A 13,187-nucleotide genomic window follows, 5' to 3' on the forward strand; every position below is an offset into this window, starting at 1 on the left:
TCAGGTCACCGCGAGCAGCACCGCGAGCAGCACCGCGCCCGCTGCGGCCGGTGCGAGGATCTCGTAGGCCCATCGGACCACGGGCTCGCCCTGCGCTGATTCGACGTCGGCCTGCTGCTCCGCGAGCTCGCGGAGTTCGTCCATGGCCTGGTCGCCGCTGGAGCGCGAGGGCGGGGAGTTCGGGTCGAGGAAGGGGCGGCCGCCCGTCGGGTCCCCGGAGGCGGCGGCCCGCGACTGCGTGCGCGCCGCCTTCTTGCGGCCGCGCAGCGAGACGGGAATGGCCCAGAGCTGGTACTTGGCGCCGGCCTTGGTGACGGCCTCGTTGGAGTAGCCGGAGCGGAGCGTCGCGATGGAACCCCAGGGCAGGATGATCGTCCTGAAGGGGTTGCGTACGCGCAGCCGGTCGTCGTTCGCGAAGGCGGCGGGCCGCACGGTGTACGCGACGACCAGCGGCACCGCGAGGAGCAGCCCCGCGAGCGCGAGCCACGGGGTGCGGCCCTCGCCGCGGACGACGGCGTCGATGCCGAGCCAGGCGCCCAGGGCGAGCAGCAGGACGCCACCGGCGATGCCGGCGGGGGACCGGAAGGCGCGGTCCTTGTATGCGGGCTCCGCCACGGGGTTCTGAGGGTCGCTCATACCCCGATTCTGCCTGACGCCCACCACACCCCCTCATCCCGGCCCACCTCGGCCCCCGGCCCTGCCTACCCCGCCCCCGCCCGGAGCCACTCCACCCACCACCTGTGGTGGTGGCCGATGGCAGCGCGGTGGGGCGAGGGCGCCGGTGGAGTGGCGCGCGGGTGGTGGGTGGAGTGGTGCGACGGCGGGAAGGTGGTGGCCCGGAGACGCGGAGACGCGGAGACCCGGGGACGCGGGGACGCGGGGACGCGGAGACCCGGGGACGCGGGGACGCGGAGACCCGGGGACGCGGGATGGTCGGGTGAGGCGAGGCGGTGGGACGGCGAGGGGACAAGGCGGGGGAGCCCACCCGCCGTCACCAGCACCCCGGACCACCGCCGTCCGGCACCCCAGCACCCCGGCACCACGGGCCACCGCCCTCCGACACCCCAGCACCCCAGCACCCCGGCCCTCCGGCAACCCCAACACCCCGGCCCCCCTGTCCGCCCCCGCCGCGCCCCGCGCGAACCCCGCCCCTGTACAGCTGCTACGCGCGTAGATATGCTCCCCTCGTGACCATGCCCACTGCATTCGCTGACGTGACCGCGTCCGACAGCACGCTCCGCCGCTTCCTTCACGGGCTGACCGGCGTCGACGCGGTCGGCCTGGAGGCGCGTGCCGCCTCGCTCGGGACCCGTTCGATCAAGACCACGTCGAAGGCGTACGCCATCGACCTGGCCATTTCGATGATCGACCTGACGACCCTGGAGGGCGCCGACACCCCGGGCAAGGTCCGGGCGCTCGGCGCGAAGGCCGTCAATCCCGACCCGACCGACCGTGAGACCCCGCGCACCGCGGCCGTCTGCGTCTATCCGGACATGGTCGCCACCGCCAAGGAGGCCGTCGCGGGCAGCGGCGTACAGGTCGCCTCCGTCGCGACCGCCTTCCCCGCGGGCCGCGCCGCGATCGAGGTGAAGCTCGGCGACGTGCGCGAGGCCGTGGCCGCCGGCGCCGACGAGATCGACATGGTCATCGACCGGGGAGCCTTCCTCTCCGGTGACTACATGACGGTGTTCGAGCAGATCCGCGCCGTGAAGGAGGCCTGCGGCACGGCCCGCCTGAAGGTCATCTTCGAGACCGGCGAACTCTCGACGTACGACAACATCAAGCGCGCCAGCTGGATCGGCATGATCGCCGGCGCCGACTTCATCAAGACCTCGACCGGCAAGGTCGGCGTCAACGCCACCCCCGCCAACACCCTCCTGATGCTGGAGGCCGTCCGCGACTTCCGCGCGCAGACCGGCGTACAGATCGGGGTGAAGCCCGCGGGCGGCATCCGCACGACGAAGGACGCGGTGAAGTTCCTCGTCCTGGTGAACGAGACGGCGGGCCCCGACTGGCTGTCCAACCACTGGTTCCGCTTCGGCGCCTCGTCGCTCCTCAACGACCTGCTGATGCAGCGCCAGAAGCTGGCGACCGGCCGCTACTCCGGCCCCGACTACGTGACGGTGGACTGATCCAGATGACTTCCCCCTTCGAGTACGCCCCGGCGCCCGAGTCCCGCTCGGTCGTCGACATCGCCCCGTCGTACGGCCTGTTCATCGACGGCGAGTTCACCGAGGCCGCCGACGGCAAGGTCTTCAAGACGGTCTCCCCGTCCACCGAGGAGGTCCTCTCCGAAGTCGCTCAGGCGGGCGAGGCAGACGTCGACCGCGCGGTGCGGGCCGCCCGCAAGGCCTTCGAGAAGTGGTCGGCGCTGCCGGGCGCCGAGCGCGCCAAGTACCTCTTCCGGATCGCCCGGATCATCCAGGAGCGCAGCCGCGAGCTGGCCGTCCTGGAGACCCTGGACAACGGCAAGCCCATCAAGGAGACCCGCGACGCGGACCTCCCCCTGGTCGCCGCGCACTTCTTCTACTACGCGGGCTGGGCCGACAAGCTCGACCACGCCGGCTACGGCAGTAACCCCGCGCCGCTCGGTGTCGCGGGCCAGGTCATCCCCTGGAACTTCCCGCTCCTGATGCTGGCCTGGAAGATCGCCCCGGCCCTCGCGACCGGCAACACGGTCGTCCTGAAGCCCGCCGAGACCACTCCCCTGAGCGCCCTGTTCTTCGCGGACATCTGCCGCCAGGCGGGCCTGCCCAAGGGCGTCGTCAACATCCTTCCCGGGTACGGCGACGCGGGCGCCGCCCTGACCGCCCACCCGGACGTGAACAAGGTCGCCTTCACCGGTTCCACGGCCGTCGGCAAGGCGATCGCCCGCCAGGTCGCGGGCACCGACAAGAAGGTCACCCTCGAACTGGGCGGCAAGGGCGCGAACATCGTCTTCGACGACGCCCCCATCGACCAGGCCGTCGAGGGCATCGTCACGGGCATCTTCTTCAACCAGGGCCAGGTCTGCTGCGCCGGGTCGCGTCTCCTCGTACAGGAGTCGATCCAGGAGGAGCTGCTCGACAGCCTCAAGCGGCGGCTCTCCACCCTCCGTCTCGGCGACCCGCTGGACAAGAACACCGACATCGGCGCCATCAACTCCGCCGAGCAGCTGGCCCGCATCACCGCGCTCGCCGAGACCGGCGAGGCGGAGGGCGCCGAGCGCTGGTCGCCGGCGTGCGAGCTGCCCACCTCCGGCTACTGGTTCGCGCCGACGCTCTTCACGAACGTCACGCAGGCGCACACCATCGCCCGCGACGAGATCTTCGGCCCCGTCCTGTCGGTGCTGTCCTTCCGCACGCCGGACGAGGCCGTCGCCAAGGCCAACAACACGCAGTACGGCCTCTCCGCCGGCATCTGGACGGAGAAGGGCTCGCGCATCCTCGCGGTCGCGAACAGGCTCCGGGCGGGCGTCGTCTGGGCCAACACATTCAACAAGTTCGACCCGACCTCGCCGTTCGGCGGCTACAAGGAGTCGGGCTTCGGCCGCGAGGGCGGCCGTCACGGCCTGGAGGCGTACCTCGATGTCTGAGCGCACTGACCGACTGAGCGTCTTCAAGACCTACAAGCTGTACGTCGGGGGCAAGTTCCCCCGCTCCGAGAGCGGCCGGGTGTACGAGGTGAACGACTCAAAGGGCAGGTGGCTCGCCAACGCGCCCCTCTCCTCCCGCAAGGACGCCCGTGACGCGGTCGTCGCCGCGCGCAAGGCGTTCGGCGGCTGGTCGGGCGCGACCGCGTACAACCGCGGCCAGATCCTCTACCGCATCGCCGAGATGCTGGAGGGCCGCCGCGAGCAGTTCGTACGGGAGGTCGCGGACGCCGAGGGCCTGTCGAAGTCCAAGGCCGCCGCGGTCGTCGACGCGGCGATCGACCGCTGGGTCTGGTACGCGGGCTGGACCGACAAGATCACCCAGGTCGTGGGCGGGACGAACCCGGTCGCGGGCCCGTATCTCAACCTGTCGACGCCCGAGCCGACCGGCGTGGTCGCCGTCCTCGCCCCGCAGGAGTCGTCCTTCCTCGGCCTGGTGTCGGTGCTCGCCCCGGTGATCGCGGCGGGCAACACGGCCGTCGTGATCGCCTCCGAGAAGGCCCCGCTCCCGGCGCTGTCGCTGGGCGAGGTCCTGGCGACCTCCGACGTCCCCGGCGGGGTGGTCAACATCCTCACCGGCGGGACCGCGGAGATCGCGGCTCCGCTCGCCGCGCACCAGGACGTCAACGCGATCGACGTGACGGGCGCGGACGCGGACCTCGCGCGCGACCTTCAGATCGCGGCCGCCGACAACCTCAAGCGCGTCCTGCGTCCACAGCCTGTGGACACGGACTGGACCGCCGACCCCGGCACGCGCCGCCTGACCGCCTTCCTGGAGACGAAGACGGTCTGGCACCCCACGGGCTCCCTGGGAGCCTCCGGCTCGGCCTACTAGCCACCGGCCACCAGCCATCTCCGCACCGAAGCCCCGGCCCCCTCCGTCCAGGAGGCCGGGGCTTCGGCACGCCACCTCTGCCCTGACCCGGGCGCCTCAGCCCGGCAGCAGCCCCGTCGCGGGGCCCGCCACCGGCATGTCGTCCAGAGAGCCGCCCCGGGCGATCGGGCCGGTGGCGACAGCCGTGGTGACCGGCTCGAAATCCGCGACCTGTGTGCCGAGCGAGTTGTCGAGCGGGTCGACGCCGGTGCCCGCGAGCGGGTCGAGGCGCAGGTCCTTCACCGGGCCGAGCCCACCCGCCGCCGAGCTGTCCACCGCCCCCGTGAGCGCCGACACCGCCGAGCTGCCCTCGACCGGCTCCGCCGCACTCGCGCCGGCACCGCCCGCACCGAGCGCGGCGCCCGCCGCGGTGAGCGCGAGCCCCGCACGCAGCAGCGCGCGGGAGCCGGGACGGGGTGACCTGGGTGTCGCGTGTCGTGCCATGAGTACCGCCCATATTTGTGGGTGATCGTGCGAGCACACAGCGTAGTTGAGCCGTGACGGCACCGGCAAAGGGCCACCCGCGAGGAGCGCCGGCGCGGCGCGATGCCGCACACTGTTCTCTCGTGAGCTCCCATCCGCCGATACCCACCCGCGTCGTGCTGCTCTGCGGCCCCTCAGGCTCGGGCAAGTCGTCCTTCGCCGCCCGCTCCGGGCTGCCCGTGCTGTGTCTGGACGACTTCTACAAGGAGGGCGACGACCCTACGTTGCCCCAGGTCCCGGGCAGTTCGGACATCGACTGGGACTCCCCCGCGTCCTGGGACGCGGACGTGGCGCTCGCCGCCATCGAGGAGCTGTGCCGCACGGGGCGTACGCGCGTCCCTGTGTACGACATCGCGACCAGCGCGCGCGTCGGTCACGAGGCCCTCGACATCGAGCGCACGCCCTTGTTCATCGCGGAGGGGATCTTCGCGGCGGACATCGTGGAGCGGTGCCGGGAGGCCGGCGTGCTCGCCGACGCCCTCTGCCTTCGGGGGCGGCCCTCCACCACGTTCCGGCGGCGGCTTCTCCGGGATCTGCGGGAGGGACGCAAGTCCGTGCCGTTTCTCCTGCGGAGGGGGTGGCGGCTCATGCGCTCCGAGCGGGCGATCGTGGCTCGGCAGGCCGCCCTTGGGGCGTATCCCTGCGGGGCCGACGAGGCGCTGGGCCGGGTTGCCGCGGCCGCGGCCGGGCGGTGTGTCGCGGCATCGCGTTGAGTGCCCCGCGTCGACCTCCTGTGGAAAAGCAGAAGGACCGGAAAGGCCCCCCCGGCCTTCCGGTCCCGCTACTTGTCTCCCCCGTGCTCCCGCCGCACCCCCCGGAGCGGCGGCCCCCGTGTTCCCCCCGGTCCTCAGGCGACCAACTCGCCGAAGGACTCCTCCTGGTCACGGCCGAAGCTGAGGACCTCGTCCTCGCGCAGCCGGCGCAGGGAGCGCCAGATGCTGGACTTCACCGTGCCCACGCTGATGTCGAGGATGTCCGCGATCTCGGGGTCGGTTCGACCCTCGTAGTAGCGGAGCACGAGCATCGTCCGCTGCAGTTCGGGGAGGCGGGCCAGGGCCTGCCAGAGAACCGCGCGCAGCTCGGTGCCGCGCATCGCGTCCGTGTCGCCCACCGTCTCCGGCAGCTCCTCGGTCGGGTACTCGTTCAGCTTGCGGCGGCGCCACGCGCTGATGTGCAGATTGGTCATGGTGCGGCGGAGGTAGCCCCCGACCGCCGCCTTGTCGCTGATCCTGTCCCAGGCGCGGTACGTCGAGAAGAGGGCGCTCTGCAGCAGGTCCTCGGCCTCGAAGCGGTCGCCGGTCAGGTGATAGGCCGTGGCGTACAGAGAGGCGCGGCGCTCCTGGACGTAGGCGGTGAACTCCGCCTCCGACAAGGTCTTCCGCTCCCCCGAGCCCTCCCCGTACGCGCTTCCCCCGTGCGGCGCGTCAACCACCGTCATGTACGTGGTGTGCTGACGCCCGGTGCCGCGAGCGCACCCCCGCCCGCTCACGGCACCGGACTTCTCAGAGCCCCGTCCGACGTCGTGGAGACGCGTGACAACTGCGCTTGAGCTGGTGCTGTGCAGCGTATTCATCTCGCGCCCCCCATCGGTGGAGTCCGGCTTGTTCCGTCTTGCTTCCGTGCTTCTTGCGTGTGACCAGAACTCTGCCGGACCCACTTCATGACGGTGTCCGCCGACTGTCACAGGCCTGTCACAGGGCCGGGAGACACCTTTCGGTCGTGGGGGTTGGGTGTGGGAGCGCTCCAGCAGTCGAACTGGGGCCGAGCATGGGACAGAATGACGTCCGTGCCTTCCCTGTTGCTGATCGAGGACGACGACGCCATCCGGACGGCCCTGGAGCTCTCGCTGACGCGCCAGGGGCACCGGGTGGCCACTGCTGCCACCGGCGAGGACGGCCTGAAACTGCTCGGTGAGCAGCGGCCGGACCTGATCGTGCTGGATGTGATGCTGCCGGGCATCGACGGGTTCGAGGTGTGCCGTCGCATCCGGCGCACCGACCAGTTGCCGATCATTCTGCTGACCGCCCGCAGCGACGACATCGACGTGGTCGTGGGTCTGGAGTCCGGCGCCGACGACTACGTGGTCAAGCCCGTGCAGGGGCGGGTCCTCGACGCCCGGATCCGGGCCGTGCTACGTCGCGGCGAGCGGGAGGCCAATGACGCGGCGACGTTCGGTTCGCTCGTCATCGACCGGGCCGCGATGACCGTGACGAAGAGCGGCGAGGACCTCCAGCTCACGCCGACCGAGCTGCGGCTGCTCCTGGAGCTGAGCCGCAGGCCCGGACAGGCCCTGTCCCGCCAGCAGTTGCTGCGTCTGGTGTGGGAGCACGACTACCTCGGTGACTCGCGGCTCGTCGACGCGTGCGTGCAGCGGCTGCGCGCCAAGGTCGAGGACGTGCCGTCGTCGCCCACGCTGATCCGCACGGTGCGCGGCGTCGGATACCGGCTGGACACTCCTCAGTGACCAAACCGCAGGACAAGCTCCGCGGCCTGCCCGCGGCGCGCAAGGCCCTCCTGGCGGGGTTGCGCTTCACCAGTCTGCGGCTGCGGCTCGTCGTGGTGTTCGGCCTGGTGGCGCTGACCGCCGCCGTCTCCGCGTCCGGCATCGCGTACTGGCTCAACCGCGAGGCCGTGCTGACGCGCGCCCAGGACGCGGCGCTCAAGGACTTCCGGCAGCAGATGCAGACCCGCGCGGGCGCGCTGCGCGCCGACGCGACGCAGGAGGAACTGCAGTCGGCGGCCGGGCAGATGGCCAACAGCAGCCAGCGCTACAGCGTGCTCCTGGTCGCCGAGAAGAAGGGCGGCGGCCGGATCGTCGGCTACTCCGACCTGGACGCGTTCACGCTCGCCAAGGTGCCGGACTCGCTGCAGAAGGCCGTGGCCAAGAAGCAGGAGCTGACGTCCGGCAACGACAGCCCGTACCACCTGTACTGGCAGCGGACCGTGGACCACGGCACGCCGTACCTGGTCGGCGGTGCCACGGTGATCGGCGGCGGCCCGACCGGCTACATGCTCAAGTCCCTGGAGCCCGAGGCCAAGGACCTCAGTTCGCTCGGCTGGTCCCTCGCCATCGCCACGGCTCTCGCGCTGATCGGCTCCGCGCTGCTCGCGCAGGCCGCGGCGACGACCGTACTGAAACCCGTGCACCGGCTGGGTGTGGCCGCGCGCAGGCTCGGTGAGGGCAAGCTCGACACGCGGCTGCGCGTGTCCGGCACCGATGAACTGGCCGATCTGTCACGGACGTTCAACAGGACCGCGGAGAACCTGGAGAAGAAGGTCGCCGACATGAGCGCCCGCGACGAGGCGTCCCGGCGCTTCGTCGCCGACATGTCGCACGAGCTGCGTACGCCGTTGACGGCGATCACCGCCGTGACCGAGGTCCTGGAGGAGGAGCTCGACGCGGAGACCGGCTCCGTCGACCCGATGATCGAGCCGGCCGTACGGCTCGTGGTGAGCGAGACGCGCCGCCTGAACGATCTCGTGGAGAACCTCATGGAGGTCACCCGCTTCGACGCGGGCACCGCGCGTCTGGTCCTGGACGACGTCGACATCGCCGACCAGATCACCGCGTGCATCGACGCGCGCGCCTGGCTGGACGCGGTCGAGCTGGACGCCGAGCGCGGCATCACCGCCCGCCTCGACCCGCGCCGCCTGGACGTCATCCTGGCCAACCTCATCGGCAACGCCCTCAAGCACGGCGGTTCCCCTGTGGAGGTCTCCGTGCGCCTGGAGGACTCCAAGCTCGTCATCTCCGTACGCGATCACGGCCCCGGCATCCCCGAGGACGTGCTGCCGCACGTCTTCGACCGCTTCTACAAGGCGAGCGCCTCCCGGCCCCGGTCCGAGGGCAGCGGCCTGGGTCTGTCCATCGCCCTGGAGAACGCGCACATCCACGGCGGCGAGATCTCCGCGGCCAACTGTCCCAAGGGCGGCGCCGTCTTCACGCTGTGGCTGCCGTGCGACAGCGAGAGCGACGCCGATCCCGACAGTGAGGGCGCCGAGGACCGCGCCGAGGGAGGCCAGGCATGAAGGGGCGACGGATCCGCGCCGCGGCGGCCACCGCCGTGCTCGCCGCCGCGCTCGCCGGGTGCGGGATCAGGTCGACGGAGGTGCCCACCGACTTCGGGCCCGCGCCGTCGCGGGTGCCGTGCGTGCAGTCGGGCTCCAGCATCGCCTCGCAGTCGGGCAGCGGGGTGCCGGTGGAGGTGTTCCTGGTGTGCGCGGCGCAGCTGGTGAGCGTCGACAGGACCGTGCGGGTCCACGAGGACAAGGCGACCACCGACCGGGTGCGGATCGCGCAGGCACTCCTCGACGAGCTGGCGTCGCCGCCCTCGGAGTCCGAGAAGCAGGCGGGCCTCGCCACGGACGTGCGCGGCGGCACCACGGTCTCCGGTCCCGCCGACGGTGACCCCGAGGAAGCGCTCCGCTTCAGTACGCCGCCACAGGACCTGTCCGCGTTCGCGCTCGCGCAGATCGTGTGCACGCTGGCCGACAGCGCCGCCGCGGCACAGGACCGCACGGTCGTCATGGGCGGCACCGGGGACGACCCGCTGCGGCGCTACGCGTGCACGCCCGAGGTCCGCTCCCGGCCCGGCACGGTGGCGCTGCCCACCAAGACCGTGGAGTAACCGGCGCGGGTACGCGGAACCGATCCTGCCGCCTCCGGCGTCTTGGGGGGCGTGCGTCAAGGCTCGGGCGGCCGTACTGCCGCCATCCGCTTCCGTGCGGCGGGGGGATTCCTCCTCGTCGCACATCTTCTGCTCGTCGGATGGATCACGCTGCGTCCACTGGACGTCCCCTGGGTGAGCGCCGCGAATCTGCGGCCGCTCGCCGGGATCAAGGCGGATCTGGCGCTCGGCGGCCTTCAGGCGGCCCGCCGCATCGGTGAGGGCCTGCTGCTGCTCGCCCCGCTCGGCGTGCTGCTGCCGCTGGCCGGCGGGCGGCTCCTCGTGTCGCCGTGGGGTTCCCTGGTGCGCACGGTCGCCGCGGGGGCGCTGCTCTCGCTCGGCATCGAACTGCTGCAGACGGGGGTCCCCGGGCAGGTCGTCGACATCGACTCGCTGCTTCTGAACACCCTCGGGGTCGCCCTCGCGCACATCGCCCTGGTGCCCGTGGCCAGGGCCAGGCTCCGCCGCCGGGTCGGCCCCGACCACGTCACGGCCCTTCCGCGGGAGGAGGCCCCTCAGGGGTCTCAGGGGTCGACCCCGACGATTCCCAGGGTCGGGATCGCACCGTAGAGCGACGCCTCGGCCCGCTCGCTGACCGTAGCTTTGAAGTATCGAGGCACAGAGAGCCTCACACCTACGGTTCGTGAAGGAGCCCGCCATGACCGCCCTTGCCCGCCCCGCCCACGGCCGGATGATCGGCGGAGTCTGCGCCTCCCTGGCCAAGCGCTTCGGCACCTCCGCGACGACGATGCGCGTCATCTTCGTGGCCTCGTGCCTGCTCCCCGGCCCGCAGTTCCTGCTCTACATAGCCCTGTGGTTCCTGCTGCCCTCCGAGGACAAGGCCGCCCGTCAGGCCTGGTGAGACGGCGCGATGGGGCGCCCCTCCTGGTGGAGGGGCGCCCCATCGGTGTGCGCGGGGGAGGTCAGCCGAGCGGCAGGCCGTTGAGTCCGCTGCCGCCGAGGGGCAGGCCGCCGAGCAGGCCGGCGATCGGGGACTCGGGCTTGGCGGCGCCCTTGCCCTTGCCGGTGCCCTTGCTCTTGCCCTTGCCCTTGCCATCGGCCGGCAGGGCCGAAGGGGCGGCCTTGTCGAGGGCGGGTCCGGTCGCGGCCAGGCCGCCGCCGAGGGCGTTCTGACCGGCGGCCACCGCCTCGGGGGCGCCGGCGGGCAGCGTCTTGGCGGCCTGCCCGACGGGGAGGCCCGAGGCGACCGGGCCCAGGGCCGAGGCCGCGTCCGGGAGAGCGGGGGCGGCGTTCGCGACACCGGCACCGGCGGCGGCGAAAGCGGCACCGAGGGCGGCGACACCGAGGGTCTTGGCGGCAGACTGCTTCATCTTCAATGCGTCCTTGCGAATTCGATGACGGGGATCTGACGGTTCAACGACCGTGTACACCCCGGATCACGGGCAGCGGACGGCGAAAAGCGGCCGGGTGACGGAAGACCCGGCCGCCCACGCGTCGGGCGAGGACGCGACAGTGCCCGCTAGCTGCCGACGGACGCGCTGGTCGAGACGGTCTGGCGGAACAGCCATTCGGACTTCAGCTCGGCATAGCCGGGCTTGACCACGTCATTGATCATGGCGAGCCGTTCATCGAAAGGAATGAACGCTGATTTCATCGCATTGACTGTGAACCACTGCATGTCGTCGAGCGTGTAGCCGAACGTGTCGACCAGGTGCTCGAATTCGCGGCTCATGCTGGTGCCCGACATCAAGCGGTTGTCGGTGTTCACCGTGGCGCGGAAATGCAGCTTGCGCAGCAGACCGATGGGGTGCTCCGCGTAGGAGCTGGCGGCGCCCGTCTGGAGGTTGGACGTGGGGCACAGCTCCAGCGGGATGCGCTTGTCCCGCACGTAGGACGCGAGGCGGCCGAGCGTCACGGTGCCGTCCTCGGCGATCTCCATGTCGTCGGTGATGCGCACGCCGTGGCCGAGGCGGTCGGCGCCGCACCACTGCAGGGCCTGCCAGATCGACGGCAGGCCGAAGGCCTCGCCCGCGTGGATCGTGAAGTGGTTGTTCTCGCGCTTGAGGAACTCGAAGGCGTCGAGGTGGCGGGTGGGGGGGAAGCCCGCCTCGGCGCCCGCGATGTCGAAGCCGACCACTCCCAGGTCGCGGTAGCGGTTGGCGAGTTCGGCGATCTCCAGGGCGCGGGCGGCGTGCCGCATGGCGGTGAGCAGGGCGCCGACGCGGATGCGGTGGCCATTGGCCTTCGCGCGTCGCTCGCCCTCGCGGAAGCCTTCGTTGACCGCCTCGACGACCTCTTCGAGGGTGAGGCCGCTCTCCAGGTGCTGCTCGGGCGCGTACCGGATCTCGGCGTAGACCACGCCGTCCTCGGCGAGGTCCTCGGCGCACTCGGCGGCCACGCGCTTGAGGGCGTCCTTCGTCTGCATCACCGCGCAGGTGTGGGCGAAGGTCTCCAGATAGCGCTCCAGTGAGCCGGAGTCGGCCGCCTCGCGGAACCAGATCCCGAGCTTGTCGGGGTCGGTCTCCGGCAGCCCCTCGTACCCGCACTCGCGGGCGAGGTCGACGACCGTGCCGGGGCGCAGGCCGCCGTCGAGGTGGTCGTGGAGGAGCACCTTGGGGGCGCGGCGGATCTGGTCGGCGCTGGGCGTCTCACGGTCCGTGTGACCGGTCGCGTGTGTCTGGCTCGTCATTTCGGCACTCTAGCGCCTACGCGCGTAGAACTCACTGGTCGATACGTAACAGTGACCCTGCGGACGGGTGGCGTACACCATGGCTTCTGACACTGTTCTGTCATGGCACAGCAAGGGACGGCGGGGCCCACGGGCGCGCCCAGGCTCGGGCGCGTGATCGGGACGGCGCCTTCGGCGGTGAGCGGCGTGGTCCTTCTGCTGCCCGGCGGCTGCGAGACATCCGCCCGCAGACCCTCGCCGCTGGCGGCGGGCGCGGTGCGCGCGCTCGGGCGCAGACTGGCCCAGGACGGGCGCGCGGCGGGCCTCGCCGCACACGTCGTGCACTACCGCTGCCGGGGCTGGAACGGCGCGCAGGCGCAGCTCGCCGAGGACACGGCCTGGGCGGCGGACGAGATCGTACGTCTCTACGGCGATGTCCCCGTCTGTCTGGCCGGAGTGGACATGGGCGGCCGGGCGGCGCTGCGCGCGGGCGGGCACTCGGCGGTCAACGCGGTGCTCGCGCTCGCCCCCTGGCTGCCCGAGGACGACGTGGCGGCGGCGCCCGAGCCGGTGAGGCAGCTCGCGGGGCGGCGCGTCCTGATCGTGCACGGCACGAACGACGAGCGGACCGATCCCGAGCTGTCGTTCCGGCTGGCGGAGCGGGCGAAGAAGGCGAACCGTGATGTGTGCCGGTTCGAGGTGCACTCCGATGGGCATCGGCTGCATCAGTACCAGGACGAAGTCCTGGCGCTCTCCTCGGATTTCGTGCGGGGGGCGCTCTTCGGGGCGGACTTCGCCCGGCCGTTGGAGGACGCGTTGGCTGCGCCGCCGCCGTTGGGGTTGCGTATGCCTCTTGCCTGCGGGTTCGGGAGGTCGCTCTGAGGGGGCCCGGCGGTGGGATGC

The 13,187-nt window shown here is 71.7% G+C and carries 15 protein-coding genes; 10 read left to right on the plus strand and 5 right to left on the minus strand.

Going from position 1 to position 13,187, the window contains the following annotated elements; all coding sequences use genetic code 11:
- Nucleotides 1–636 (minus strand): PH domain-containing protein, encoded by a 636-nt coding sequence (locus ACWDZ7_RS00210; protein WP_451793613.1) that lies wholly within the window; start codon nucleotides 634–636, stop codon nucleotides 1–3.
- Nucleotides 637–1,193: 557 nt separating this feature from the next.
- Here ACWDZ7_RS00210 and deoC point away from each other — a divergent pair.
- Genes deoC through ACWDZ7_RS00225 form a run of 3 tightly spaced genes read left to right on the plus strand, consistent with a single transcriptional unit; the run spans nucleotide 1,194 to nucleotide 4,466 of the window.
- Nucleotides 1,194–2,132 (plus strand): deoxyribose-phosphate aldolase, encoded by a 939-nt coding sequence (deoC, locus tag ACWDZ7_RS00215; RefSeq protein WP_451514959.1) that lies wholly within the window; start codon nucleotides 1,194–1,196, stop codon nucleotides 2,130–2,132.
- A gap of 5 nt (nucleotides 2,133–2,137) precedes the next feature.
- The gene (locus tag ACWDZ7_RS00220) at nucleotides 2,138–3,574 is read left to right on the plus strand and encodes an aldehyde dehydrogenase family protein (protein ID WP_451793614.1); all 1,437 of its coding nucleotides are present in this window, start codon (nucleotides 2,138–2,140) and stop codon (nucleotides 3,572–3,574) included.
- Nucleotides 3,567–4,466 (plus strand): aldehyde dehydrogenase family protein, encoded by a 900-nt coding sequence (locus ACWDZ7_RS00225; RefSeq protein WP_451793615.1) that lies wholly within the window; start codon nucleotides 3,567–3,569, stop codon nucleotides 4,464–4,466. Before ACWDZ7_RS00220 ends, ACWDZ7_RS00225 begins: the two co-directional genes overlap by 8 nt.
- Nucleotides 4,467–4,562: 96 nt before the next feature.
- Here the strand turns inward: ACWDZ7_RS00225 and ACWDZ7_RS00230 are convergent, their stop codons facing one another.
- Nucleotides 4,563–4,949, minus strand: coding sequence for a hypothetical protein (locus tag ACWDZ7_RS00230; RefSeq protein WP_451793617.1), 387 nt, complete (start codon nucleotides 4,947–4,949; stop codon nucleotides 4,563–4,565).
- Between the two features lie 122 nt (nucleotides 4,950–5,071).
- Here ACWDZ7_RS00230 and ACWDZ7_RS00235 point away from each other — a divergent pair, with 122 nt between their 5' ends.
- Nucleotides 5,072–5,701 (plus strand): uridine kinase family protein, encoded by a 630-nt coding sequence (locus ACWDZ7_RS00235; RefSeq protein WP_451793618.1) that lies wholly within the window; start codon nucleotides 5,072–5,074, stop codon nucleotides 5,699–5,701.
- A gap of 134 nt (nucleotides 5,702–5,835) precedes the next feature.
- On the opposite strand, the gene ACWDZ7_RS00240 is transcribed toward ACWDZ7_RS00235, so the two are convergent.
- Nucleotides 5,836–6,561: a SigE family RNA polymerase sigma factor gene (locus tag ACWDZ7_RS00240; RefSeq protein ID WP_451793619.1), complete on the minus strand. Its 726-nt coding sequence runs from the start codon at nucleotides 6,559–6,561 to the stop codon at nucleotides 5,836–5,838.
- 213 nt (nucleotides 6,562–6,774) lie between these two features.
- On the opposite strand from ACWDZ7_RS00240, the gene afsQ1 reads away from it, so the two are divergent.
- The 5 genes from afsQ1 (at nucleotide 6,775) to ACWDZ7_RS00265 (ending at nucleotide 10,517) form a co-directional block, all read left to right on the plus strand.
- On the plus strand, nucleotides 6,775–7,452 hold the full coding sequence (gene afsQ1, locus ACWDZ7_RS00245) for a two-component system response regulator AfsQ1 (protein ID WP_451793620.1): 678 nt from the start codon (nucleotides 6,775–6,777) through the stop codon (nucleotides 7,450–7,452).
- Nucleotides 7,449–9,017, plus strand: a complete 1,569-nt coding sequence (locus ACWDZ7_RS00250; RefSeq protein WP_451793621.1) for an ATP-binding protein — start codon at nucleotides 7,449–7,451, stop codon at nucleotides 9,015–9,017. Before afsQ1 ends, ACWDZ7_RS00250 begins: the two co-directional genes overlap by 4 nt.
- Nucleotides 9,014–9,616 (plus strand): hypothetical protein, encoded by a 603-nt coding sequence (locus ACWDZ7_RS00255; RefSeq protein ID WP_451793622.1) that lies wholly within the window; start codon nucleotides 9,014–9,016, stop codon nucleotides 9,614–9,616. Before ACWDZ7_RS00250 ends, ACWDZ7_RS00255 begins: the two co-directional genes overlap by 4 nt.
- Nucleotides 9,617–9,667: 51 nt before the next feature.
- A complete protein-coding gene (locus ACWDZ7_RS00260) occupies nucleotides 9,668–10,225 on the plus strand; it encodes a VanZ family protein (protein WP_451793624.1) in 558 nt (185 codons plus the stop codon).
- 88 nt (nucleotides 10,226–10,313) lie between these two features.
- A complete protein-coding gene (locus ACWDZ7_RS00265; protein ID WP_451793625.1) occupies nucleotides 10,314–10,517 on the plus strand; it encodes a PspC domain-containing protein in 204 nt (67 codons plus the stop codon).
- A gap of 61 nt (nucleotides 10,518–10,578) precedes the next feature.
- Here the strand turns inward: ACWDZ7_RS00265 and ACWDZ7_RS00270 are convergent, their stop codons facing one another.
- A complete protein-coding gene (locus tag ACWDZ7_RS00270) occupies nucleotides 10,579–10,986 on the minus strand; it encodes an ATP-binding protein (protein WP_451793627.1) in 408 nt (135 codons plus the stop codon).
- A 149-nt stretch (nucleotides 10,987–11,135) separates the two neighbouring features.
- Nucleotides 11,136–12,305, minus strand: a complete 1,170-nt coding sequence (locus ACWDZ7_RS00275; RefSeq protein ID WP_451793628.1) for an adenosine deaminase — start codon at nucleotides 12,303–12,305, stop codon at nucleotides 11,136–11,138.
- Between the two features lie 102 nt (nucleotides 12,306–12,407).
- Between ACWDZ7_RS00275 and ACWDZ7_RS00280 the strand changes: the two genes are divergently transcribed.
- Nucleotides 12,408–13,166, plus strand: coding sequence for an alpha/beta hydrolase (locus tag ACWDZ7_RS00280; RefSeq protein WP_451793630.1), 759 nt, complete (start codon nucleotides 12,408–12,410; stop codon nucleotides 13,164–13,166).
- Nucleotides 13,167–13,187 lie beyond the last annotated feature (21 nt).

The sequence above is a fragment of the Streptomyces sp. NPDC003032 genome, from assembly GCF_053591415.1.

Coding starts and splice junctions, on each gene's coding strand:
- ACWDZ7_RS00265 (WP_451793625.1), top strand. CDS start 10,314: ATGACCGCCCTTGCCCGCCCCGCCCACGGCCGGATGATCGGCGGAGTC.
- ACWDZ7_RS00255 (WP_451793622.1), top strand. CDS start 9,014: ATGAAGGGGCGACGGATCCGCGCCGCGGCGGCCACCGCCGTGCTCGCC.
- ACWDZ7_RS00270 (WP_451793627.1), bottom strand. CDS start 10,986: ATGAAGCAGTCTGCCGCCAAGACCCTCGGTGTCGCCGCCCTCGGTGCC.
- ACWDZ7_RS00225 (WP_451793615.1), top strand. CDS start 3,567: ATGTCTGAGCGCACTGACCGACTGAGCGTCTTCAAGACCTACAAGCTG.
- ACWDZ7_RS00210 (WP_451793613.1), bottom strand. CDS start 636: ATGAGCGACCCTCAGAACCCCGTGGCGGAGCCCGCATACAAGGACCGC.
- deoC (WP_451514959.1), top strand. CDS start 1,194: ATGCCCACTGCATTCGCTGACGTGACCGCGTCCGACAGCACGCTCCGC.
- ACWDZ7_RS00275 (WP_451793628.1), bottom strand. CDS start 12,305: ATGACGAGCCAGACACACGCGACCGGTCACACGGACCGTGAGACGCCC.
- ACWDZ7_RS00280 (WP_451793630.1), top strand. CDS start 12,408: ATGGCACAGCAAGGGACGGCGGGGCCCACGGGCGCGCCCAGGCTCGGG.
- ACWDZ7_RS00240 (WP_451793619.1), bottom strand. CDS start 6,561: ATGAATACGCTGCACAGCACCAGCTCAAGCGCAGTTGTCACGCGTCTC.
- ACWDZ7_RS00230 (WP_451793617.1), bottom strand. CDS start 4,949: ATGGCACGACACGCGACACCCAGGTCACCCCGTCCCGGCTCCCGCGCG.
- ACWDZ7_RS00220 (WP_451793614.1), top strand. CDS start 2,138: ATGACTTCCCCCTTCGAGTACGCCCCGGCGCCCGAGTCCCGCTCGGTC.